This window comes from uncultured Haliea sp. (assembly GCF_963973825.1).
Classification (GTDB): domain Bacteria; phylum Pseudomonadota; class Gammaproteobacteria; order Pseudomonadales; family Halieaceae; genus Haliea.
On record NZ_CAXBAE010000011.1, the window covers coordinates 1 to 23,665 of the forward strand.

22 protein-coding genes are annotated in these 23,665 nt (G+C 63.8%); 11 read left to right on the forward strand and 11 right to left on the reverse strand.

Annotated elements, in window-relative coordinates:
- Positions 1 to 398: 398 nt before the first annotated feature.
- Positions 399 to 1,703 (reverse strand): tyrosine--tRNA ligase, encoded by a 1,305-nt coding sequence (gene tyrS / locus AACZ17_RS12775; RefSeq protein ID WP_290741745.1) that lies wholly within the window; start codon positions 1,701 to 1,703, stop codon positions 399 to 401.
- A 191-nt stretch (positions 1,704 to 1,894) separates the two neighbouring features.
- Here tyrS and AACZ17_RS12780 point away from each other — a divergent pair, with 191 nt between their 5' ends.
- Together AACZ17_RS12780 and AACZ17_RS12785 are read left to right on the forward strand one after the other, a co-directional pair.
- Positions 1,895 to 3,289: a peptidoglycan DD-metalloendopeptidase family protein gene (locus tag AACZ17_RS12780; RefSeq protein WP_290741747.1), complete on the forward strand. Its 1,395-nt coding sequence runs from the start codon at positions 1,895 to 1,897 to the stop codon at positions 3,287 to 3,289.
- Position 3,290: 1 nt separating this feature from the next.
- Positions 3,291 to 4,451: an anhydro-N-acetylmuramic acid kinase gene (locus AACZ17_RS12785; protein ID WP_290741749.1), complete on the forward strand. Its 1,161-nt coding sequence runs from the start codon at positions 3,291 to 3,293 to the stop codon at positions 4,449 to 4,451.
- Here the strand turns inward: AACZ17_RS12785 and erpA are convergent.
- The 4 genes from erpA to argC form a co-directional block, all read right to left on the reverse strand.
- Positions 4,444 to 4,797 carry an iron-sulfur cluster insertion protein ErpA gene (gene erpA, locus AACZ17_RS12790; RefSeq protein ID WP_290741751.1) on the reverse strand — a complete coding sequence of 118 codons (354 nt, stop codon included), beginning with the start codon at positions 4,795 to 4,797 and terminating at the stop codon, positions 4,444 to 4,446. The genes AACZ17_RS12785 and erpA overlap by 8 nt on opposite strands.
- 69 nt (positions 4,798 to 4,866) lie before the next feature.
- Positions 4,867 to 5,301, reverse strand: coding sequence for a polymer-forming cytoskeletal protein (locus AACZ17_RS12795; RefSeq protein ID WP_290741753.1), 435 nt, complete (start codon positions 5,299 to 5,301; stop codon positions 4,867 to 4,869).
- Positions 5,288 to 6,040 carry a DUF6776 family protein gene (locus AACZ17_RS12800; protein WP_290741755.1) on the reverse strand — a complete coding sequence of 251 codons (753 nt, stop codon included), beginning with the start codon at positions 6,038 to 6,040 and terminating at the stop codon, positions 5,288 to 5,290. Before AACZ17_RS12800 ends, AACZ17_RS12795 begins: the two co-directional genes overlap by 14 nt.
- A gap of 7 nt (positions 6,041 to 6,047) precedes the next feature.
- Positions 6,048 to 7,079, reverse strand: a complete 1,032-nt coding sequence (gene argC / locus AACZ17_RS12805) for an N-acetyl-gamma-glutamyl-phosphate reductase (protein WP_290741758.1) — start codon at positions 7,077 to 7,079, stop codon at positions 6,048 to 6,050.
- A gap of 167 nt (positions 7,080 to 7,246) precedes the next feature.
- Here argC and AACZ17_RS12810 point away from each other — a divergent pair, with 167 nt between their 5' ends.
- From AACZ17_RS12810 to AACZ17_RS12825, 4 genes are all read left to right on the forward strand, one after another.
- Positions 7,247 to 7,666: a CopD family protein gene (locus AACZ17_RS12810; RefSeq protein WP_290741760.1), complete on the forward strand. Its 420-nt coding sequence runs from the start codon at positions 7,247 to 7,249 to the stop codon at positions 7,664 to 7,666.
- A gap of 97 nt (positions 7,667 to 7,763) precedes the next feature.
- Positions 7,764 to 9,044 carry a glutamate-1-semialdehyde 2,1-aminomutase gene (hemL, locus tag AACZ17_RS12815; protein WP_290741762.1) on the forward strand — a complete coding sequence of 427 codons (1,281 nt, stop codon included), beginning with the start codon at positions 7,764 to 7,766 and terminating at the stop codon, positions 9,042 to 9,044.
- Between the two features lie 16 nt (positions 9,045 to 9,060).
- Positions 9,061 to 10,068 carry a porphobilinogen synthase gene (hemB, locus tag AACZ17_RS12820; protein WP_290741764.1) on the forward strand — a complete coding sequence of 336 codons (1,008 nt, stop codon included), beginning with the start codon at positions 9,061 to 9,063 and terminating at the stop codon, positions 10,066 to 10,068.
- A gap of 10 nt (positions 10,069 to 10,078) precedes the next feature.
- Positions 10,079 to 10,741, forward strand: a complete 663-nt coding sequence (locus AACZ17_RS12825) for a delta-aminolevulinic acid dehydratase (RefSeq protein WP_290741766.1) — start codon at positions 10,079 to 10,081, stop codon at positions 10,739 to 10,741.
- A gap of 10 nt (positions 10,742 to 10,751) precedes the next feature.
- Here AACZ17_RS12825 and AACZ17_RS12830 read toward each other — a convergent pair whose 3' ends face one another.
- Positions 10,752 to 11,372: a CoA pyrophosphatase gene (locus AACZ17_RS12830; RefSeq protein ID WP_290741768.1), complete on the reverse strand. Its 621-nt coding sequence runs from the start codon at positions 11,370 to 11,372 to the stop codon at positions 10,752 to 10,754.
- Positions 11,373 to 11,452: 80 nt separating this feature from the next.
- On the opposite strand from AACZ17_RS12830, the gene AACZ17_RS12835 reads away from it, so the two are divergent.
- Positions 11,453 to 12,931: an ATP-binding cassette domain-containing protein gene (locus AACZ17_RS12835; protein ID WP_290741770.1), complete on the forward strand. Its 1,479-nt coding sequence runs from the start codon at positions 11,453 to 11,455 to the stop codon at positions 12,929 to 12,931.
- On the opposite strand, the gene AACZ17_RS12840 is transcribed toward AACZ17_RS12835, so the two are convergent.
- Positions 12,928 to 13,365: a tetratricopeptide repeat protein gene (locus AACZ17_RS12840; protein ID WP_290741772.1), complete on the reverse strand. Its 438-nt coding sequence runs from the start codon at positions 13,363 to 13,365 to the stop codon at positions 12,928 to 12,930. The genes AACZ17_RS12835 and AACZ17_RS12840 overlap by 4 nt on opposite strands.
- Complete coding sequence (mrcB, locus tag AACZ17_RS12845) at positions 13,365 to 15,644, reverse strand: penicillin-binding protein 1B (protein ID WP_290741774.1); 2,280 nt, start codon at positions 15,642 to 15,644, stop codon at positions 13,365 to 13,367. Before mrcB ends, AACZ17_RS12840 begins: the two co-directional genes overlap by 1 nt.
- Before the next feature lie 65 nt (positions 15,645 to 15,709).
- Between mrcB and AACZ17_RS12850 the strand changes: the two genes are divergently transcribed.
- A complete protein-coding gene (locus AACZ17_RS12850) occupies positions 15,710 to 16,708 on the forward strand; it encodes an adenosine kinase (protein ID WP_290741776.1) in 999 nt (332 codons plus the stop codon).
- A gap of 32 nt (positions 16,709 to 16,740) precedes the next feature.
- On the opposite strand, the gene AACZ17_RS12855 is transcribed toward AACZ17_RS12850, so the two are convergent.
- On the reverse strand, positions 16,741 to 19,125 hold the full coding sequence (locus tag AACZ17_RS12855; protein WP_290741778.1) for a DNA polymerase II: 2,385 nt from the start codon (positions 19,123 to 19,125) through the stop codon (positions 16,741 to 16,743).
- A gap of 71 nt (positions 19,126 to 19,196) precedes the next feature.
- Between AACZ17_RS12855 and AACZ17_RS12860 the strand changes: the two genes are divergently transcribed.
- Positions 19,197 to 19,541, forward strand: coding sequence for a pentapeptide repeat-containing protein (locus tag AACZ17_RS12860; protein WP_290741780.1), 345 nt, complete (start codon positions 19,197 to 19,199; stop codon positions 19,539 to 19,541).
- A 7-nt stretch (positions 19,542 to 19,548) separates the two neighbouring features.
- On the opposite strand, the gene AACZ17_RS12865 is transcribed toward AACZ17_RS12860, so the two are convergent.
- Together AACZ17_RS12865 and AACZ17_RS12870 are read right to left on the reverse strand one after the other, a co-directional pair.
- Complete coding sequence (locus tag AACZ17_RS12865; protein ID WP_290741782.1) at positions 19,549 to 20,586, reverse strand: DUF2333 family protein; 1,038 nt, start codon at positions 20,584 to 20,586, stop codon at positions 19,549 to 19,551.
- A 29-nt stretch (positions 20,587 to 20,615) separates the two neighbouring features.
- A complete protein-coding gene (locus AACZ17_RS12870) occupies positions 20,616 to 21,083 on the reverse strand; it encodes a copper chaperone PCu(A)C (RefSeq protein ID WP_290741784.1) in 468 nt (155 codons plus the stop codon).
- A 155-nt stretch (positions 21,084 to 21,238) separates the two neighbouring features.
- On the opposite strand from AACZ17_RS12870, the gene AACZ17_RS12875 reads away from it, so the two are divergent.
- Positions 21,239 to 22,981 carry a protein-disulfide reductase DsbD gene (locus tag AACZ17_RS12875; RefSeq protein WP_290741786.1) on the forward strand — a complete coding sequence of 581 codons (1,743 nt, stop codon included), beginning with the start codon at positions 21,239 to 21,241 and terminating at the stop codon, positions 22,979 to 22,981.
- A 233-nt stretch (positions 22,982 to 23,214) separates the two neighbouring features.
- A complete protein-coding gene (gene aroQ / locus AACZ17_RS12880; protein WP_290741788.1) occupies positions 23,215 to 23,658 on the forward strand; it encodes a type II 3-dehydroquinate dehydratase in 444 nt (147 codons plus the stop codon).
- The last annotated feature ends 7 nt before the right edge of the window (positions 23,659 to 23,665 follow it).

The window sequence follows — 23,665 nt, forward strand, 5'->3', positions numbered from 1 at the left end:
TCGTGTCTGAATAGTCGTACAACTATCCCAACAAGTGCCCACACATCTGTCTTCGCTTCTTTGTTAAATAACCCAGGGCCGCCAGGGCCGTGGTATCCGCCGGGATGCTCTCCTCGACGGGGACGCGTATTATACCGATGAGCGCCTTGTTGGCAACAGCTTTTCGCAAATTTTTGCGTACTGCGTATGCCCAGACTTCATCTCACTTATACCCCCTAACCAGTTGAAAGATCTGGGGATATAAGCGTCTCTCCGCTGCAGCGCGTCAGGGCCACTGCGAAGGGAGGCGAACTATACGCAGCGCTCCTGCAGCGCGCAAGACCTGCGGTAAAAAATAGTTGGTGAATTTACTCCAGCGCCCGGCGCTGCCCCCGACGGCGCCGCCGGGGGCCGCACTGTCAGGCTGCCTTGCCGTAGAACAGGTGGTATTTCTTTTTCCCCAGACGGACCACGAAATACCGCCCATGGAGTGCATTATCCGGCGTCAGGACCGCCGCCGGCTGCTCGTTATCGCCCCAACCCAGCGGCCTGCCGTTGCAGAGTACCGCGTTGCGCGCCAGGGCATCCTTCACCTGTTTGCCAGAGGGCGCCATTCCCGCCTCGGTAAGCAACTGTGTCAGCGTGGCAGGCATCGATGCGGCCTCCGGAAGCTCGGACGCCGGCAGGCCATCGAGACGCAGCTGCTCGAAGTCAGCCGCCGACAGGGTCGAGAGATTGTCACTGAACAACGCCTCGGTAATGCGCTGCGCAGCGACCAGCCCCTCATTACCATGCACCAGCCGGGTGACTTCCCGCGCCAGCACCGACTGCGCCTCCGGGCGCCCCTGGCGCTGCTCATCCGCCCGCTCCAGCACGTCGATCTCTGCAACCGGCAGGAAAGTAAAGTATTTCAGGAAGCGATAGACATCGACATCGGCCGTGTTCAGCCAGAACTGGTAAAAGGCATAGGGCGAGGTGCGCACCGGGTCCAGCCAAACCGTACCAGACTCGGTCTTGCCGAACTTGGTGCCGTCAGCCTTGGTAATCAGGGGCATGGTAAGGCCGTATACCTGATTGCCATACATGCGACGGGCAAGATCGATGCCGCCTGTGATATTCCCCCACTGGTCCGAGCCGCCAATCTGCAGGCCGCATCCATAGCGTTTACTCAATTCCGCGAAGTCGTAGGACTGCAGAATCATGTAGGTGAACTCCGTGAAGCTGATGCCGCTGCCCTCACGCTCGATGCGCTGCTTGACTGACTCTTTCTGGATCATGGCGTTGACGGAGAAGTGCTTGCCCACATCGCGCAGGAAGGTCAGCACATCCATATCCCGCGTCCAGTCAAGGTTATTGACCACGATGGCAGACGCCTCTCCAGCATCAAAGTCGACAAATCGGGAGACCTGCTGGCGAATCTTGTCGACCCAACCCGCAATCACTTCAGGCGTGTTCAACTGTCGCTCCTGAGCCTTGAAGGACGGGTCGCCAATCAGGCCGGTAGCGCCGCCGACCAGCGCCAGCGGACGATGCCCCGCCAACTGGAAGCGACGCAACATCAACAGCGGCACCAGGGACCCGATATGCAGGCTGTCCGCCGTCGGATCGAAGCCGCAATACAGGGTGCGCACACCGCCGTCCAGCCACTCGGGCAGCTGCTCTTCACCGGCCGCCTGAAAGATCAGGCCGCGGGCACGCAGGTCGGTCAACAGGGCACTGCTCATCTGGCAACTCCTGGCTATAGTAGAAGAAGGCATTAAAAGGGGCGCAAACCATACAATAAGGTTCTCAAAAAGCAAGACGTTAAGTGCCTCGCCCCCCTGTCAGCCGCCAAAATTCTTTTATATACTCAAAGGCCTACAAAGCACAGCTCATAATGTTTATGCATAAATCGGGAAACGTTCGGGGGGCCACAGTGCGCCCGCCAGAGAAACAGGCATCGCATCGGAAACACCTGATTGCGGTAGGCGTCCTGTCGGCACTGGTGGCGGCTACCACCATCTTCACGCCATCGGGTGATGTGGCGGCGAACCGTGAGGACCGCAACGACATCGAGCTGACCCTGGAAGCCGACATCCTCAAGCCCATCGTCGTGGGCAGTGTCCCGGCACCGCAGCCCTCCGCTGAGGCAGAGGCGACTCCCGAGCCGGAACCGGTACTCGCCGCTGCACCGGCGCAGCCTGAATGGCATGAAGAGACGGTGCGCCGCGGCGACAACCTCTCTCTCATTTTCAAACGCGCGGGTTTCAATTCGTCGGACGTACACCAGGTGGTCAATGAAGCACCGGAGGGCAAGGCACTGTCCCGCATTTACCCGGGGCAGACCATTGCGTTCCTGACGGCGGAAGACGGTGGCCTGCAGGCAGTGCGCCATGTCATCTCCCCGCTGGAGTCGGTTACCTACCAACGGGGCGCGGCCGGCTATGAGACCGCGCGGGAAATCCGCCAGACCGACATACAGGAAACCTGGGTAAGCGCGGAAATTACGTCCTCGCTATTCATGGCCGGTCAGGACGCCGGCCTCTCCAGCGGCCTGATTATCGAGCTCGCCAATATCTTCGGCGGTGTCATCGATTTTGTACAGGACCCGCGCAAGGGTGACACCTTCCACGTCATCTATGAAGAAGTGCTGCTCGACGGCGAAAAATACCAGGACGGGGCCATTCTCGCTGCCTCCTTCACCAATCGGGGAAAGACCTACAACGCGTTCCGGTTTGAGGACAGGGATGGCCACGTAGCCTACTACAACGAAGACGGCGTCAGCATGCGCAAGGCCTTCCTGCTCGCACCTGTCGATTTCACCCGCATCAGCTCCAACTTCAATCCGCGCCGTCTGCACCCGATCTACAAGACCACGCGCCCCCACCGCGGCACCGACTATGCTGCACCAACGGGCACGCCGGTGTATGCGGCAGGTGATGGCAAAGTCATTAAATCCGGCTTTACACGGGCCAACGGGAACTACCTGTTCCTGCAGCACGGCGACCGCTACGTCACGCGCTACCTGCACCTCCACCAACGCAAGGTGAAGCAGGGTCAACGCGTAACACAGGGGCAGGTGATCGGTTCCGTGGGGTCCACCGGGGCAGCCACCGGGCCACACCTTCACTACGAGTTCCTGATCGACGGCCAGCACCGGGATCCACGCAAAGTGCACCGTGAACTACCGAAGGCGAAAACACTGGCAGCGGCAGAACTGCCGGCCTTCCGCAGCGCCATCGCGGATTCCTCCCAGCAGCTGGCGGGCTTGCAGGAAGACCGGCGTCTCGCCATGCGCAGTAACGACCGCAGCGCCTCACCCGCGCCCTGAGGTGGCCGGCGACGCACTCTGTATAGGGCTCATGTCCGGGACCAGCATCGACAGCATCGATGCGGTCCTCGCCCACATCTCGCACCACGGCCACGCACTGCAGGCCACGCTGGAACACCCCATTCCCCCCGATCTGCGCCAGGCCATCGCCGACATCAGCCAGCCGGGTGACAATGAAGTTGAGCGCATGGGCATACTGGACCGCCAGCTGGGTGAGCTGTTTGCCGATGCCTGCACGGCACTGCTGGACCATGCCGGTGTAGCAGCGTCGGATGTGTTCGTGATTGGCAGCCACGGCCAGACGATCCGCCACCGCCCTCCCTCGGGCGGCAATGCTACCGCCTACACGCTGCAGATTGGCGACCCCAACACGATTGCAGAGCGCACCGGCATCACCACCGTGGCCGATTTTCGGCGCCGGGATGTCGCCGCCGGCGGAGAAGGTGCTCCACTGGCACCTGCCTTCCACGCGGCAGCGTTTGCCAGAGCCGGCGTCAACCGCGCTGTGGTCAATATCGGCGGTATCGCCAACGTCAGCCTGCTGGCCGGGGACGCGCTGCTCAGCGGTTTTGACACCGGGCCCGGAAACACGCTGCTGGATCAGTGGGTGCACCGCCACCGGGGGGATCGCTACGATCGTGATGGCGCCTGGGCGGCGGAAGGCGCCGTCGACCGGCCGCTGCTGGCGCGCATGCAACAGCACCCGTTTCTGGCGCAGCAGGGCGCGCGCAGTACCGGCAAGGAGGCTTTCCACCTGAGCTGGCTCGCCAGCTGCCTTGCCGGGCTGCCATTCCTGAACCCACAGGATGTGCAGGCGACACTCGCCGAATTCACAGCGCAATGCATCGCCGACAGCATTCTTGGAGGCGCCTTGCCCGTGGACGAGGTCTACGTCTGCGGCGGCGGCGCCTACAATACCGACCTGATGCGCCGCCTCTACCACCGACTGGCGCCGGCGCGACTCACCAGCACCGCAGAACTGGGCCTGGCACCGGAATGGGTGGAGGGTGCTGCTTTTGCCTGGTTGGCATGGAGAACGCTGAACAACCTGAACGGCAGCGCCGCCGAGGTGACCGGCGCAGCGGGTGCTCGAGTGCTGGGTGGCATCTACCCGGGGGCTGCACGCCCCGGTGCCGGCACAGCCCCGCTTTCAGCTAGATAGAGAACGACGCCCCGCAGCCGCAGGTGGTCGTGGCATTGGGGTTGTTGATCACAAAGCGAGCGCCCTCGAGACCTTCCGTGTAGTCCACCTCCGACCCGACGAGATACTGAAAGCTCATGGGGTCCACCAGGACAGATACGCCCTCCCGCTCAATCACGGTGTCGTCCTCCGCACTGGAGTCCTCGAAGGTAAAACCGTATTGAAAGCCCGAGCAGCCGCCGCCCGTGATGTAGACGCGCAGCTTGAGAGAGGGGTTTTCCTCTTCTTCCACCAGCTCTCGCACCTTGTTGACGGCGCGGGCGGTCAGGTTGATCCCGGCGGGATTGAATGCTTCGGCTACCGACATATCTTTCTCCGGGGCATCGCGTTTCCCCGCAATGGTTTGCAGCGCACCATTATGGTAAGCCCGACTATTTTAGTCAACTTTAGCCGCAGGCGCCTGCAACGCGGCAGGGTTTTGGCCGGCGTCATCCGGATCCGCCGCCGTCTCCATACAGTGCAACAGGCGACCGTTTACCTCGGCTCCGGCAGCCATTTCGATGATGTGGTAGTGGACATCCCCCGCGACCCTGGCTCTCGGCGCCAGCTCCAGGTGGCTCGTGGCATGCACCGCGCCCTCCACCGAGCCATTGATCATCACCCTGGGCGCGTGGATCTCGCCCTGGATGGAGCCGGCTTCGACCAGGCGTACCATGGCGTCGCTCCCCGGGGCGGCAAGAACGTCCCCGACCACTTCACCCTCGATTTCCAGGTTGCCGCTGAAGTGCACGTTACCGATGATCCGCGTCTCACGTGAGATCAGGGTTGTGCCTCCAGCGACCGCCGATGTGCCGCGCTTATTTCCCAACATGCGTAAATCTCTCCTGAACCTGCCACGGGTACTGCTCGCGCACTTCCGCGTTGCGCGGAGCCTTGACCGTTGCCACAACGCTGATGGCCTGGGGCTCGAAGCCCTCCGGCAACACCAGGTCACCTTCGATCGACTGAAAATAGCGGAACCGCAAGGGTAGCTGGCGATGCTCGATATCGGGACTCAGCTCAAACAGCGGGTAGCTTCGAACCTTGCCCGCTTCCTGGCCGGTAATCTCGGCATACAACTCGCCCTGCAGGGTGCTGTGCTTGCGCGCCTCCTGCTGCGCCACAATGCGAAATCCGTAGCGCCCGGGCTCGTCGCGCGGCACCAGCTCTATGGCACGCAAGCTGAACCCCTGGGCGATTTCCCCCGGCGTCATCAGGCTGCGGTAAAAACGCACACCCTCTTCCAGCCCGGCAATCAGTTCCTTTTGCTCAGCCAGTTCCTGACGCACCAGCTCCAGCGCAGCGCGGTCCACCTCGTGTCGCGCAGCCAGTACACCCACCTGCCGATTCAACTCGGCGTTTTCCGCCAGCGCAGCGCGCATTGCCCTGCCCTGCTCGCGGTATTTTACAGGGTCGATACCGGAACCGCTGAACGCCGCCTGGCGGCCCAGCAGAAAGCCCACGAGAAGCACCAGGGATGCTGCGAGCGCCAACCCCAGCACCACGAACTGATGGTGCCGGACATGGTAGCGCCGTACAACTGTGCGGTAGCGCTCCGCGCCGCTGCTCACAGGCGCCTCAAGGCAACAGACCTACCTGCTCAAGGCCACGGGTTTCCTGCAGTCCGAACATGATATTCATGCACTGCAGTGCCTGCCCGGACGCACCCTTCACCAGATTGTCGATAGTCGACATCACCACCACGGTGTCGCGGCCCTGGGGCACGCTGACGGCGAGCTGACAGCGGTTGGCTCCCTTCACGGTGCGCGTTTGCGGGAACACGCCCGGCGGCAACACGTCGACGAAGGGCTCCGTAGCATAGTACGCTTCAAACAGGGCCTGCAGATCGGCGGCGGGCTCCCGCAGCCGCGCGAAGAGGGTCGCGTGTATACCGCGGACCATGGGCAGCAGGTGCGGCACGAAAGTGACCGACACCGGGCCCGCCGCAACCTCCGTCAGACCCTGCTCGATCTCCGGCAGGTGGCGGTGGCCGCCTACACCATAGGCTTTGAAGCTACCCGCCACTTCGCTCAGCAGGTTATCGACTTTTGCCTGGCGTCCTGCGCCGCTGGCGCCCGAGGCGGCACTGGCAATCAGGCTTCCGGGGTCGACCTTGCTCGCCGCCAGCAGCGGCAACCAGCCCAGCTGGATCGCCGTGGGGTAACAGCCCGGGCAGGCCAGCAGCTGTGCGTCGCGAATCTTTTCCCTGTGCAATTCGGGCAGGCCATACACGGCTTGCGCCAGCAGTTCGGGGCTGGCGTGTGGCTCGCCATACCAGCGTGACCAGAGTTCGGCATCGCGAATCCGGTAATCCGCCGACAAGTCGATAATGCGCGTACCCGCGGCGAGCAGGTCCGGCACCATATGCATCGCTACGTTATGGGGTGTGGCAAAGAACACGACATCGCAACCCGCCAGCAAGGCCACGTCCGGCTCTTCGAACGCGAGGTCATAGATACCGCGCAGGTTGGGGTAGAGCTCATCCACCCGACGCCCCGCCTCGGCACGGGAGGTGATCGCGACCACCTCGACATCTGCATGAGACGCCAAAAGCCGCAACAACTCGACCCCGGTGTAACCCGTGCCGCCCACAATACCTGCCCTGATCATTCACCCTCCCAAGACCACAACACAACATCTGCCTGAGCACAGGCCGCCTGAACGCAGGCCGCCTGATCGCAGGCCGCCCGCGAACATCGTAGTATAAGAGCAAATTCAGTGCAGATAACTGTTAATATTCGCCCGTCACCCCACAGCGACCGACGGATTGCACCTGCATGCTCTGGCTAAAAGCGTTTCATCTGATTTTCATGGTGTGCTGGTTTGCCGGCCTGTTCTACCTGCCGCGCATTCTGGTGTACTTTGCCGCCAGCCAGAATGCCGCGACACGCGCGCAGCTGGCCGTCATGGCGCGCAAGCTGTACCGCTTTGTCACCCCGTTCATGTTCCTGACCATTGCCTTCGGACTGGCACTGATCGTCAGCAACCCGGGCTACTACCTGACCAGCGTGTGGCTGTGGGTGAAGCTGGCGGGGGTCGTCGGCCTGGTCCTGTACCACCTGCAATGCGGCCGCTATGTGCGCGAGGCGAACGCCGACAGCAACCGACACGGCCACGTGTTTTACCGGTTCTTCAACGAAATTCCCGTGTTGTTTCTTTTCGCAATCATCGTTCTGGCGGTGGTGAGACCACTTTGACGGAAGCCGGGCAGGGTTGGCTATACTGCGCGCGAAACGTGATAATCCGCAGCCTCGCCACACAGTACAGCGCGAAACCGGACCAGGAACCCACTTCATGAGTACATCACAGCAACTCTTCGAGCGCGCCCTGCACCATATACCCGGCGGCGTGAACTCTCCCGTACGCGCGTTCAAGGCCGTGGGCGGCACGCCGGTATTCATCGACAGCGCAAACGGCGCCTACCTTTACGACTGCGAGGGCAAGCGCTATATCGACTACGTGCTCTCCTGGGGCCCCATGCTCATGGGCCACAACCATCCCCATGTGCGCGAAGCCGTGATCAGCCAGGCGGCGAAGGGGTTGAGCTTCGGCACCCCGACGGAACTGGAAATTCGCCTCGCCGACCGGATCTGCGAAATCATGCCAGGCATGGATATGGTGCGCATGGTCAACTCCGGAACCGAAGCCACCATGAGCGCCATACGGCTGGCTCGCGGTTTCACCGGGCGTGACACCATCGTGAAGTTCGAGGGCTGCTACCACGGGCACTCTGACTCCCTGCTGGTCAAGGCCGGCTCCGGAGCGCTGACCCTCGGTGTGCCGAGCTCACCAGGCGTACCGGCGGCGCTGGCAGATCACACCATGACACTGACCTACAACGACAGCGAGGGCCTCCGCCGCGCCTTTGCCGAGCACGGCGACGCGATCGCCTGTGTCATCGTCGAACCGGTCGCGGGCAACATGAACTGCATCCCCCCGCAACCGGGCTTTCTGGAAACGCTGCGCGACGTATGCAGCGCACACGGTAGCCTGCTGATACTCGATGAAGTCATGACCGGTTTCCGCTTCGGCCTGCAGGGCGCACAGGGATTCTACGGCGTTGAGGCAGACCTCACCTGCCTGGGCAAAGTCATCGGTGGCGGCATGCCGGTAGGCGCCTTCGGTGGCAAGCGCGATATCATGGAGCACATTGCACCGCTGGGGCCGGTGTATCAGGCCGGCACGCTCTCGGGTAATCCCATCGCCATGGCCGCAGGCCTCGCGACCCTGGAGGTGATTTCCGCGCCGGGATTCTATGAACCGGTGTTTGCGCGCACCACCGCGCTCTGTGAGGGACTCGAACAGGCGGCTGCCAGTGCCGGGGTGCCGTTTACCACAAATCACGCCGGTACCATGTTCGGTGGATTCTTCACTGATGCTGACCACGTCAGCAACTACCAGCAGGTCATGGCCTGTGACAGCGCAGCCTTCAACCGCTTTTTCCACCTGATGCTGGATGCTGGCGTCTACCTTGCCCCGGCATCTTACGAGGCAGGGTTCACATCGGCAGCCCATACCGAAGATGACATCGAGCAGACCCTGGCGGCAGCGCGCAGCGCATTTGCCAGCCTCTGAACGGAGCAACGCGCCCATGATCCAGAGTTCTCGCGGCCCCTTTCCTCAGACCCGCATGCGGCGCTTGCGCGCGCACGCCTTCTCCCGCCGGCTGGTGCGTGAACATGCGCTCAGCCCAGCCGACCTGATTTATCCGGTGTTTGTACTGGAGGGCCGTCAGCAGCGGGAAAGCGTGGCGTCCATGCCGGGGATTGAACGGCTCAGTGTCGACCTGCTGACAGATCTCGCGCGCGAGGCCCATGATCTTGGCATACCCGCCCTCGCCATATTCCCCGTGATACCGGCAGAGCGCAAAAGCCTGCGGGCCGAGGAGGCCTGGAACCCGGACGGGCTGGTCCAGCGCACCGTAAAGGCGCTGAAGGACGCAGTACCGGAGCTGGGGCTTATCACGGACGTGGCGCTGGACCCCTATACCACGCACGGGCAAGACGGCATCATTGACGACAGCGGTTACGTACTCAACGACGTTACCACCGATGCACTGGTACAGCAGGCGCTGTCTCACGCCGAAGCCGGTGCCGACATCGTGGCACCTTCTGACATGATGGACGGGCGCGTCGGAGCGATTCGCAACATGCTCGAGCAGCACAGCCACCCCAACACCCTGATCATGGCCTACGCCGCAAAATACGCATCGGCGTATTACGGTCCCTTCCGGGATGCCGTGGGTTCCGCGGCCAACATCAAGGGCGGCAACAAGTACAGTTACCAGATGGACCCGGGCAACAGCGATGAAGCCCTGCACGAGTGCGCCCTCGACCTCGCCGAAGGCGCCGACATGATCATGGTGAAGCCGGGCATGCCCTACCTCGATATCGTGCGCCGCGTGAAGACGGAGTTGCAGGCCCCCACCTTCGCTTACCAGGTGAGCGGCGAATATGCCATGCACATGGCGGCCTTCCAGCAAGGTTGGCTGGCACAGGAGCCGGTGATGCTGGAGTCACTGCTTGCCTTCAAGCGCGCCGGCTGTGACGGCATACTGACCTACTTCGCGCTGCAGGCGGCACGCGCCCTGCAGGACTAGGCGGGCTGTCGTGAGACGCTACGCAGTGCTGGCCAGCATCACGCTTTCCCTGCTCGCCACCCTCACCTTCGCCGACCCGGGCAAGGCAGACGACGAAACGGCCGAGAACAGTACACCGGAAGCATCCTGCCTGTGCCTCTGGGAAGGGAGTTTTGCCGACGTGCAGGACCGGGCGGACCTCGTCGCTGCCGTTACCGTCACCGGCGGTAAGGGTAATTCGGTCGACCTTGCCGTCGACAGCATCCTGCGCGGTCGCGAGTACAACCAGAGCATCAGGTTGTGGCTGCAGGCACGCGACTACTGCCGCCCGGACGCCACCGAGTTTCCCGCCAACAGCCGCTGGGTGATGGCACTCTACCGCATCACCGAACAGGTACCCGGCGGCTTCGACCCGATGACGCCGAATATCAGCTACGGCAGGCTCGGCGACTATTACCTGTCCAGCTGCGGAGGCTACTGGTTACAGCTCCATGATGATCGGGTGACGGGCAACTTGGTCGACGCCCCGCGCTGGGAGCGCGACCCCAAAATGACGCCCGTGTTGCTGGACCTCCTAGCCGCCTACATTCGAGGCGACACCAGCCAGGACGCGTTGCGGCAGGCCAGCCGCGAGGACCCGGCCCTGCGCGAGCTGATGCTGGATACCAGCGAGTTCCTGCGCGAGGCGCAGTAGCCGACCGGGGCTAGCGCCTGCGCCAGCTGCGACGACGCTGACTGCCGGCCTCGATCAGATCCATGAGTTCATCCAGCATCGCCAACGACAGGCCCCAGATGCGGTATTTGCCGAAGTGATAGCAGGGCATGTTCAGGGTAATGCGGTTGCGCTGCCAGCGCATCGTGTCGCGGTTGGCATTGTCGAGCAGAAACTCCAGCGGCACCCAGACCACTTCGGCCACTTCGTAATTGAGCTGGAAGTGCACGCTCCGATCCACACGAAAGACGAAGGGGCTGACCGCCATGCCGAAGGTGCCGCGGTGCGGTCGCGCGTTCAGGTCGGACAGGCGGCCAATGCAGCGACCCTGGCGCGCGAGGTCGAGACCCACCTCCTCCCGCGTTTCGCGCAGCGCCACCGCGTAGCCATGGGCATCACCCGGATCCATGCGCCCGCCAGGGAATGCCATGTGGCCAGACCAGGGGTCCCCCTCCCTTTCTGCGCGCTTGATCATTAGAATATGCAACTCACCCTCTCGCACCTGCAAGACCAGCGCCACCGCGGAGCGCTTCATCAACGGCCGCAACCAGGGCCGCGCGGGCCGATGCGCGGCCAGACGGTTTTCGATCATGTGCAGCAGAGAGACAGACACCGGCGGATTCCTGCAGATTGGCGTGTGATTAAGCCAGCCAGGGCCGAACATGACAAGCCGCCCACGACCAGGACAACCGCATGACCGCGACACAGACGCTGTTTGAACTGCGCGATATCAACCTTGTGTACCGCGCTCGCCCGGCGCTCAGTCAACTCAACTGGACCGTGCCCGTCGGTCAGCACTGGGCCTGCGTTGGCCCCAACGGCAGTGGCAAAACCAGCCTGGCACGCATACTGAGTCACCAGACCACTCACTTCTCGGGCGACTACCACAGTTCGGAACTGCTGCTGGCCAGCGGCGTTGCCTATGTGTGTTTCGAACAGGCACAGGCGCTGTGCGCCCGTGACCGCAAACTGGATGACTCCGAGTACCGCGCCGATGCGGCCGACCCCGGAACGCGGGTTCGGGACGCGATACTCGCAGGGCATGAGGCCGACGAGCACTTTCTCGCGTGGGTCACCCGCCTGGGCATGGAGCATATCCTCGACCGAGGCCTGCGCTACATCTCCACCGGTGAAATGCGCAAGACGCTGTTGGTACGTGCGCTGCTCAGCAACCCTGCGCTGCTGATTCTCGACAATCCCCTGGACGGCCTGGATCACGCCAGCCAGCAAGCGATGAATGATGCCCTGGGAAGCCTGCTGCAAGAGGAGCAGAATCTGCTCATCCTCTGTCGCCAGTTGGAGGACATTCCAGCAGGCGTACACCGGGTTCTCGTGCTCGATGCAGGCCGCGTTGTCTGCCAGGGAAGCCCGGCCGAGGTGCTCACGCACGAGGAGGTGCCAGGCTTGCTGGCGCCCCCGCTGCCACCGCTTTGCGACCTGCCACTGCCGGCGCCACGCCCCTACCACCTGCCCGAGGGCCCGCTGCTGGAGCTGCGCGATGTGGCGGTGCGCTACGGCGACCTGACCGTGCTGCAAGGTCTCAACTGGCGCTTCGACCGCCATCAGCACTGCTGTGTATCCGGACCCAACGGCTGCGGCAAGACCACCCTGCTCAGCCTGATCACCGGGGATAACCACAAGGCCTACGGACAGGACATCACGCTGTTCGGTCGCAGGCGTGGCAGCGGGGAGAGCATCTGGGACATCAAACAGAAGTACGGTCAGCTGGACACCCAGCTACAGCTGAACTTCGCGCGCTCCATGAAGGTGGTCGAGGTCGTGGTGTCCGGTTTTTTCGACAGCGTCGGGCTGTATGACGACTGGGGCGACGTACAGCGCCGCGCCGCAGAAGCCTGGCTGGATGCACTGGGCGTCGGCGACCTGTCGATGCAGAGCTATGACACCCTGTCCTTCGGGCTACAGCGGATGGTCCTGCTGGCCCGGGCGATGGTGAAATCGCCGCTGATCCTGCTGCTGGATGAACCGACCCTGGGTCTGGATGGCAATCACCGGAGGCGTCTGCTGCAGGCCATTGATCACATTGCCTGCCACAGCGACACGCAGATCATCTTTGTCAGCCACTCGGCGGGCGATATACCGGACTGCATCAATCAGCAGCTGCGCTTTGAGCCCGCAGCAGACGGCTTTCGCGTGGTCTGCGAAAACACCTAGCGCGCCAGGGCGCGCAGGGCCTCGCACTCGCTCTGGCTCCTGCAGTACAAGGTGCCGCGGGCCGCTGTGGCACGTGCCTGTTCCTTCTGCCCCTGGGCGGCGTAGGTTCGGGCCAGTTCAAGGTAGATTTCAGCGCTGTCCGGGTCGATGCGCTGGGCGCGCTCCAGCAAGGACAGGGCGCCATTGTAGTCGCCCTGCGCACTGGCGGCGCGCGCTTTACTCACCAGGCCGCTGTAGGCGGCCACGGCGTTGGGCTCCCTGGCAGGCGGGGGCTGGGGTGCGACAGGCGGCTGCTTCTGCTCGGTCACCACGCCGGGTTCGGGTCGCGTTTCGATCGGCGCAGGTCCCTGCGGGGGCGAGTAGATGGTGCAACCGGACAGCGCCAGCAGCAGCACTGGCAGGACGCTGCGCTGCAGCCGCGTGACGATGGACATCAGGAATTCCCCCCGAAGAGTGACTGGAACCAGTCGCGGATGGTGTTGCTCTTGCTGCCACCGCTGCACTGGCTGCGCTGGCGTGGCTCGGACCCGATCACGAACGGCATCAAGCGGGCGCCGGGACAGCCCTCGCCGGTCACATAACCGGTAGCACTGTCTATCCATTGGGGCTGCATGTCTTCAGGCATGCGGTACCCCAGTGAACGCTGGCTCGCGTTGGCCATGAAGTGAGACCAGATTTTCAGGGCGCCCGTGCTGCCGGTGAGCCCGGTCGCGCTGTTGTCGTCGCGACCGACCCAGGTAACCGCCAGCAGGTCGCCGGAGAAACCGGCAAACCAGGAGTCACGCCCCTCGTTGGTCGTGCCGGTCTTGCCCGCCGCCTGGAAGCTGTTGTCGAGATACGCATAGGCACCCCGCCCTGTTCCCTCGCGCAGGACTTCGCGCAGCGCATAATGCAGCAGGTGCATCGCCTGCAGGCTGACGGTACGATCGTATTCCAGCGGGTAGCGGCGCAGCGGTTCCCCGTCTGCATCGACGATCTCGCGAATACTGCGCAGCGGCATGCGGAAGCCACCCGCGGCGATGGTCTGGTACATCGCCGCCATGTCCATGGGTGAGTATTCTCCGGCGCCGAGTGTGAGCGCCGGCACCTCCGGGATGTCACCCTCCACGCCCAGCCGGCGCAGCATGTCGGCAACCCGGTCGATGCCGAGATCCAGGCCCAAACGAGCGGTGGCGAGGTTATAGGAGTTCGCCAGCGCGCGATGCAGCAGTACCTGCCCGTGGGCCTGGCGGTCGAAATTGCGGGGCTCCCAGACGTCACCGTTGGGCCCGGGCACCCGCAGCGGGGTATCCGCCAGGGGTGTGGCCAGTGTATATCGGCGCGGCTGTTCCAGTGCCGCGAGGTAAACAGCCGGCTTGAGCAGGGAACCGGCGGGTCGACGGGCATCGAGCGCCCGGTTGAAACCGGCATAGCGCACCTGCCGACCACCCACCAGCGCCGCGACTTCACCGCTGTCGAAACGGGTGACCACCGAAGCCGTTTCCAGTTTACCGGCGCCATCGACCTGCTTCAGGATCGCCGTGCTGCTGCGCTCCATCTGCCGCTGCAACAGGGGGTCAAAACTGGTGAAGATGCTGAGACCCAGCGTGGTCAGGTCTTCGTCCCGATACTCGAGGCGTAACTGCCGCCGCACCAGGTCGAGAAAGGCGGGGAAGCTGTCGCGGATACCGTCGCGGTTGTTGAGATCAAGCGGCATGCCCTGCGCGACTGTCGCCTGCTCTCGCGACACCAATCCCTGCTCGACCATGACATCCAGCACCACGTTGCGCCGGGATCGAGCGCGCTCGGGGTTGCGCAGCGGATTGTACAGGGAGGGCCCCTTGATCATGCCCACCAACAGCGCCTGCTGATGCAAACCCAATTGCTGCAGCGGCCGGTCGAAGTAGTGCAGCGAGGCCAGGGCAAACCCGTGAATGGCGCGCGGACCCTCCTGCCCCAGGTACACCTCATTGAGGTAGCTTTCGAGGATCTGCTCCTTGCTGAAGTGGAGCTCCAGCAGCACCGCCATCACCACTTCGGTGAGCTTGCGCACAATGGTGCGCTCCGGCGTCAGGTAATAGTTCTTCACCAGCTGCTGGGTAATGGTGCTGCCACCTGCCACCACCTGCCCGGAGCGCAGGTTGCTGAGCGCCGCACGGGCAATGCCGGTCAGCGAGAATCCCCAGTGGTCGTAGAAGCGTTGATCCTCCACGGCCAGCAGCGTTGCGCGCAGGCTCTCGGGTACATCCTCCAGCCGGACCAGAATCCTGTCTTCACCGTGGTGCGGATAGATGCCGCCGATCTGTACCGGATCCAGACGCATCAGGTCGATGGTGCCCTGGGCGTCACGCAGCACGGCCACGCGATCGCCCTGCACCTCCAGCCGCACCAGCCGCGGTGGCTCGCGCTCCCCGGGGAAGCTGAAGCCCCGGGTATACAGGTCGAAACGATTCCCCGCCCGGGACACTTCACCGGGTCGCCGCGCCGCAGCCTGCTTGCGATAGCCCAGCACCTCCAGTTCCCAGGCGAGGTCATCGGCCGACAGGGCGGCACCGGCGAACAGCTCCAGCGGCCTGGCATACACCTTGGCCGGCAACTCCCACATCTTGTCGGTAAACGTCGACGTAATCCGCACGTCGAGGTACACCACCACCAGCAGGCCTGCAGCGCAGGCTGCGAGAAACAGCTTCAGGAATGGGCGACGGGTTCTGGCCATGGGGGGAGTGTAGCGCACACCCGCTTTCATTTGACTGGGGGATCGGGATAATAGCCGCCTGAACTGGAGGGAGCCACAGGCAGATGAAGAAATACACGATCTACGGCATGGGTGCAGCCCTGGTCGACACCGAAATCCAGGTGCAGGACGCTGAACTGACCGCCATGGGGGTCGACAAGGGCCTGATGACGCTGGTCGATGAGGCCCGTCAGGCGGAGCTGCTTGGCCTGCTGCAAGGCCACCTGGTAAAGGCCAGTCACGCCAGCGGCGGTAGCGCCGGCAACTCGATGATCGCCGCGGCCCAGTTCGGCGTACCAACCTATATGACCTGCAAGGTCGCCGACGACGCCGACGGCGCCATCTACGTCAGGGACCTCGAGCAGGCGGGCGTGGCGCACAACATGGCACGGCGGCCGCAGGGCACCACCGGCAAATGCCTGGTGCTGATTTCGCCCGATGCCGAACGCAGCATGAATACCTTCCTCGGCATCAGTGAAACACTGTCGGTACACGAGCTCGACCCTGCCGCACTGGCCGACTCAGAGTACCTGTATATCGAGGGTTATCTGGTCACCTCGGACACGGGGCGCGCAGCCGCCATCCGCGCCCGGGAACTGGCCGAAGCCGCGGGTGTGAAGACGGTACTCAGCTTTTCCGACCCGGGCATGGTGGAGTTCTTCCGCGAAGGCCTGCAGGCCATGATCGGCACGCAGGTGGACCTGGTGTTCTGCAACCGGGACGAGGCCCTCTGCTGGGGCGACACCGACGACCTGAACACCGCCATGGAGCGCCTGAAACCGATCGCGCGCCGCTTTGTCGTGACCTGCGGCGCCGCTGGCGCACTCGCCTGGGATGGCGTCACCCGGCACGACATTCCCCCACACCGGGTACAGGCGGTGGACAGCAACGGCGCCGGCGACATGTTTGCGGGCGCATTCCTCTATGCCATCGGCCGCGGCGAGGACTACGCCACCGCCGGCCGTTTCGCCAGCCTTGCCGCGGGACGCGTGGTTGCCAACTACGGCCCGCGCCTCCCCGCGGCCGACTACCCCGCCCTGCGCGCGGAGTTTTTCGGCGACTGAACATCGCCGCGACATGCGGCTGCCGGGCAGGTTCAGAACAGGTCCATCTGACGCCCGGTAACCGCCGCGAAGGACGTGTCGAGAAAACCGAGTATGCCGTCCACCACCGGCGCCAGCTGCCGCTCCAGATAATGCCCGTAGTCCAGCGGCGACCGGGGAGCGGCGGCCGGCTCGGGCCCCGAGGTCGTCATCACGTATTCCACCCAGTCGCCCCGCGCGGGAGGCGACAGGCCGTGGTCGGCATAGCGACGCGCAGCCTGCACATGGGGCGGAACGTTGCGTTCATAATCCATCAGGCGACGGCGCAGCCGCTTGCGGTATACCAGGTCCCCATCGTGGTCTCCTGCCAGCACCGCCGCGACCAGCTGTTGCAGCCAGGCCTCCCAGGGCTGGTCCAGAAATACGCGCCGGTACAGCGCCTGCTGACAGTCGCGGGCGAGCCTGGTCCAGTCCGTGCGCACATTCTCCAGGCCCTTGAACACCACATGCTCCGCTGCCCCCGTACCCACCAGGCCGGCGTAGCGCTTCTTCGAGCCTTTCTCCGAGCCGCGAATGGTGGGCATGAGAAACCGCCGGTAATGCGTTTCGAATTCCAGTTCCAGGGCACAGTCCAGGGCGAACGCTTCGCGCAGCTGCTGCTGCCACCAGCGATTGAGGTCGCGCTGCAGGAGGCGCCCCGCGGCCTCTGCGGCTGCGTCATCGGCGGCATCAGCAATCCACACGAACACGGAATCCGTGTCGCCGTAGATCACCTGGTGGCCCAGGGACTCAATGCGCTCCCGGGTTCGCAGCAGTATCTCATGCCCGCGGCGAGTGATACTGCTGGCCAGGCGGGCATCGAAGAAGCGACACCCCGGACTGCCGAGCACCCCGTAGAACGAATTCATGATGATCTTGATCGCCTGAGAGAGCGGTGCATCCTGCGCCTGCTTGGCCGCATCCCGCCGCTGCCAGAGCGTCTCGATGAGGGCCGGCAGAATGTGCCCTCGGCGCGCAAAGCGAGCGCCGGCAAAGCCCGGCACCGAAGCCTCCTGCCGCGGGTTGGCAAGGCCCAGGGCGAGGCCCAGCGGGTCGATGCAGAAGGTGCGAATGATACTGGGATAGAGGCTCTTGAAGTCCAGCACCAGCACGTGTCGGTAAAGGCCGGGACGCGAATCCAGCACGACGCCGCCGGGACTCGGCTCCTGATCGCGCTGCGGGTTGGGTGCAACAAAGCCAGCGCGGTGCAGCCGGGGCAGGTACAGGTTATCGAATGAGGCGACGGAGCCCCCCAGCCGATCCGGGTTGAGTCCCGTCATGACACTGCGCGCGATGGCGAAGTCCAGCAACCCCGCGTGGGCAAAAATATCCGATACCAGCTCACAGTCGCGCAGGTTGTACGCTGCCAACCGCGCCTTGTCCTCCTGGAACAGGCGGCCGATCTCTTCGCCGCGCCCGGCACCCTGCAGCAGCTTGCCGGTACCGAGCAACTCGCGCGCCACGGCATCCAGGGCAAAGCTTTCGAAGCGGTAGAAGGCAGCGCGCAGGAGTTCAATGCCATCAATCAGCAGGCGCCCCGGCAGCCGCGCGCTGCGCCGCTCTCCGTCCTCATCCAGTGTGCGCCAGTGTACGGTGGTGCCGGCGCGACCCAGACGCAGAGGCACACCCAGGGCATCTGCCAGTCGCTGCAGGTACCACGTATCGAAATTCACGACATTCCAGCCAACCAGCACGTCCGGATCGACCTCGGCAATGAAGTCAAGGAAACGTTCCAGCACCGCGCGTTGCGTGGGCAGCGCTTCAACCTGCTCCCCGGCGTCGCAGGCGCCCAGCATGAAAACGCGTCGCAACTGCTGGCCGCCGGTGTCCCCTGCCGCAGGTGTCACGTGCACGGCAATCGAATACAGCTGCAGGCCTTCCATGGCGGTTTCAATGTCGAAAGAGGCCATGGTCAATTGCGGGCGCAGTGCTGCGGGACGCAGCTGCGGGTTGCGCATGTAGCCGTGACCCGTTCGCTGCTCCAGTTGACCCGCCAGTTGGGCGCCCCCGGTGATGAACCGCTCCATCAGGTAACGATCGGCCGGATTGATGTCCGCCTCCAGCGGGTCCGCGCCGCGCTCCAGCAGGCGGTCGGCGAGCGCTCGGGACTGCCGGTAGCCAGGACTATAGACGCCCGTCACGGGCTGCATGGCGAAATTGCGCAGACCCAGAGGCTTGAGCTCCACGCCGGCCTGCAGCGCCAGTAGTGCACGCTGCTGCTCCGCCTCCGGAGCGGCGAGAAAGAACACCGCACGCTCACCCTCGATCTCCACCTGCACGGGACCGCGCGCCGTGGCAAACCAGAGCTCAACGACAATGCCACCCTGGCTCTCACGCCACTGCCGTGTGAGCAGAAAACCAGCGAGCTCCACCGACTCTGGCGCCGACGTGCTAGGCATATCGATGCAGGTGCCTTAAGCTAACGGACATAACACCGACCGGACCACGCCCGCCTCCCTGGAAGATCACAATGAGCAAACCTGAAATCAAGCAAGACCCGCTCTACCAGCTGCTGCGCAATGAAGATATCAAAGGCTTCAACGAACAGCGCGATGTACTGGACACGGGCGAACTGCGCAGTGGCGATTATCGCGGCCGAGACCTGCGCAATATGAACGCGCGCGGCCTCGATTTCAGTAACTCCTATTTTCGCAATGCGGATCTCAGCGGCATCGACTTCCGGGAAACCAACCTGGAAGGCGCCAGCCTGCTGGACGCCAAGCTGTCGGGGACCTACTTCCCCGAGGCCATCAGCGCGGATGAGATCCGGCTCTCGCTGGACACCGGCACCCGGCTGCGCTACGACCGCAAGTAGTACCCCGCTAGCCCTGGGCGAGCAAATCGCGCAGATCGATCATCGCGGTGTTGGCGCGGCTGATGTAGGACGCCATGACCAGCGAATGATTCGCCAGCAGGCCGAAGCCGCTGCCGTTGAGGATCATCGGGCTCCACACCACGTCCTGGGTGGCCTCCAACTCGCGAATGATCTGCTGCACGCTGACCTGCGCGTTTTTGTTGGCCAGCACGTCCGCGAAGTCCACTTCCACCGCTTTCAGGAAATGAATCAGCGCCCAGGCGGTGCCACGTGCTTCAAAGAACACGTCGTCGATCTCCAGCCAGGGGGTGCTGACCAGCATCTCGGCCGGCGCTGGTGTTGACTGCCGCGCACTGCCGTCGCCCGCCAGATCCGTATTCAGGCGACGCTGCCCCACGCTGGCGCTCAGCCGCTGGGACAGACTGCCCAGGCGTGAACTCACGGTGGCCAGCCAGTAGCGGAGGTTGTCAGCACGGGCGTAGAACTGGGCATCGCTGTCGTTGTCATCCTCCAGACGCGCGAGGTAGCTGTGCAGGTGTTTCACGCCATCCCGGTACTGTGCCTCGGTCGTCGGCAGGATCCAGCTGTCAGAATTGAAGTTGAGCTGCGGCTCCGCAAGTGCCAGATCCTGGTCTTCCCGCGACTGGGATTGCGAGCGACTGAACACCTCGCGCATGGCACGCGCCAGATCGCGGGACTGTATCAGCACACCAAATTCCCAGTTGGGGATGTTGTCCAGCCAGAGCCCCGGCGGTGCCACATCGTTACTGAGGTAGCCGCCAGGCTTCTCCAGCAGGGTTTCCACGGCGCCGATCAGGGCTGCCGTGGTGGTGGAACCCACGGCGACCTGGCCCCCCGTTCGCGTCGAGTAGCTGCTCGCACGCTCTGCGACATCGAAGGGCGCGGGCGTCAGGCTCCAGTAGGCACCCACGAGCACGGCCAACAGCAGATACACCAGCACTGCGCCACCCAGACGCCGCGCCCAGAGGCCGCCGGGCAGCGCGCCGTCACGCCAGTTGGCGATGCGATCCTGCAATCCTGTCATGGTTGTTCACTCCCTGGCGCAAAGGCCGTTCAGTGGTGCTGGTGGTCGTGATGGCCTGCGGGGGCGGCATCGCGACGGGTCTCCGCCGGGGTACACAGCGGCGCGCCGTCGATAGTCAGGCACAGCTCCACCACATCACCCACGGCCGGCATGGCGTCCAGGTCCAGCAGCATGAGGTGCAGACCGCCGGGAACGAACGACACCTCAGCGCCAGCCGGCACCCGGACCTCAGACTGCTCCTGCATGCGCATCATGCCCTCGCTCTGCAGGGTTTCGTGCAGCTCCACGCGCCCCGCAATGGGCGTGCTGGCACCGCTGATGACAACCGCCTCAGCACTGGCATTGCGCACCGTCAGATAGGCCGCAGTGCGCGTCTGGGTCGGCGGCAGTGCGCGCACCCAGGCTCCCTCCAGCGCCACCTGAGCGGCCGCAGCCTGAGCCAACGGCAGTGCGAGCACAACGAGAAACAGCGCAGAACGAATACCTCTTTGGCTCACCTTTTTTCTCTCCTGCAATGAAACTATCACGATATGCGAGGCTCAGATTATAACACTTGCGCGCAGCGCCGGTTGGCGCCATTTCGTTGGGCCGCCCGGCGCAGGCTGCTACAATCGCGACGCGGCACACGGCCGCTACCCTACAAGGATTGCTCATGCGTTTCGTGCTTGCCAGCCTGCTCTGGTTGTACAGCAGTTTGGTGCTGGCCCAGCTTCCCACCGGCACACCGGGGGCGAACCCCTTTGCACAACCCGATTTCCTGCCGGTGGAGGAGGCGTACCAGCTTGCTGTGGAGCCCGCGGACGATGGCCGGATAAGGCTCTACTGGCGAATCGCCGAGGGCTATTACCTGTACCAGCACGCCTTCGACTTCCGTCTCGAGCATGGCGGGGAGCCCCTGGAAGTCGGCGCCGAGGTGCCTCCCGGGCTGGCCCGCAGTGACGAATTCTTCGGCGATGTGCAGGTGTACTACAACGAGGTTGAAGTGCAGCTTCAGGCCCGGGAGCCGCCGGGCTTCGCCCGTCTCAGCGTGCAGTCACAGGGCTGCGCCGATGCCGGGCTCTGCTATCCACCGCGCACTGAAGTCTTCGACATAGACTTCGGTACGGGCCAGGTCAACCCGGTCGCCCTGGCGCCGGCCACTGCGGCTGCGAGCCTCCCTGCCGCCGGTGCACGCCTGTCGGCCCTGCCTTACATGCTGCTGCTGGCGTTCTTCGGAGGCGCCATCTTGAACCTGATGCCCTGTGTATTCCCTGTGCTCTCGCTGAAAGTCCTCGGCTTTGCCAACACCGGTCGACAGGAACGCCTGCACCACGGCTGGCTCTACACCCTCGGCGTTATTGCCAGTTTCCTGGCCGTCGCCAGTGTGCTGATCGCCCTGCAGACTGCGGGGCAGGCGGTGGGCTGGGGGTTCCAGCTGCAATCCCCGGGCTTTGTCATCGCCCTCGCCTACCTGTTCCTGGCCATGGGGCTCTCGCTGTCTGGCATGGTGCAGCTCGGCAGCAGCGTAATGAACCTGGGCGGCAGCCTGGCCGGGCGCCAGGGATCGGCGGGTAGCTTTTTTACCGGTGTGCTGGCCGTGGTCGTGGCCAGCCCCTGCACGGCGCCCTTTATGGGCACCGCGCTGGGTTTCGCGCTGACCCAGCCCGCACTGGTGTCGCTCGCCATCTTCTTTGCCCTCGGGGCGGGCATGGCAGCGCCAATGTTACTGCTGAGCTACAGCAGCCGGGCCCGTGACTGGCTGCCGCGGCCCGGGGCGTGGATGGAAACGCTGAAGCAGTTGCTGGCCTTTCCGCTCTACGCCACGGCCATCTGGTTATTGTGGGTTGCCGGGCGCCAGACCAGCGTGGATACCATGGCCGCCGCCCTCAGCGGTGGCCTGCTCCTGGCGCTGGCACTGTGGCTGTGGCAGGGAAACACCTCGTCTGGCCGGGCCTCGTCTGGCCGGACGGCTCGCAGGGTACTCGCCCTCGCCAGTCTAGCGGGTGCAGTGGCGTTGGGGCTCTGGCGCATACCCGCAGCACCGGACACGGGGGTCGACGATGCATCGGTCTGGTCAGAGGAACGGGTGGAGGAGCTGCGTCGCTCGGGTCGCCCGGTTTTCGTTGACGTCACCGCCGACTGGTGCATCACCTGCATCGCCAACGAGCGGGGTGTGCTCTACACCGAGGCGGTGCAGTCCGCGTTCCGGGAGCACAACGTCGCCTTTCTGGTGGCAGACTGGACCAACTATGATGCCGATATTGCCAACTACCTGCGCAGCCACGGCCGCTCCGGAATCCCCCTGTATGTGCTGTATCCGGCCGACTCCGCGGCGGCACCTGTGCTCCTGCCCCAGGTACTGACACGCAATGGGGTTATCAGCTCGCTGGAACGTATTTCGACAGATAAAGGCTAGATCGCGCTGATCTCCTCGCGTTTTGCCGGAAATACGCTGGTTTTCGTGCAACTTCAGCCATTGCGCCTGTTTCGCGGGCCTCTGTGCCGCTATCTACCGGAAATGGGAAAAATTCGCCTAACTGGCGGCTAACATCCGCTATTTTCTAAAAAATCCTGCTCACGGATGGACAGCCACGGATTTTTCAGCCAGACTTTGGCGCAATGGGTCAAAAAGCGCACAGGCGAATAACCATGGCCACCATTCTGGTACTGCACGGTCCCAACCTGAACCTCCTGGGGGAGCGTGAACCCGCCGTATATGGCCACACCACCCTCGCCGACATTGACAGCCGACTGACTCACGTTGCCACCGCGCAGGGGCATCACCTGCTCGCCATGCAGAGCAACGCGGAATACGAACTCGTGGAGCGCATCCACGATGCGCGGCGCGAAGGGGTGAACTTCATCCTGATCAACCCGGCGGCGTTTACCCACACCAGCGTCGCGCTGCGGGACGCCCTGGCAGCAGTGGCGATTCCCTTTATCGAAGTGCACCTGTCCAACACCCACGCCCGAGAGCCCTTTCGACAGCACTCGTATTTCTCCGATCTGGCGGTGGGTGTGATCTGCGGACTGGGCGCGCACGGTTACGAACTCGCTTTACTGGCCGCCCTGCGGCAACTGGAACAGCCCTGAAACGAAA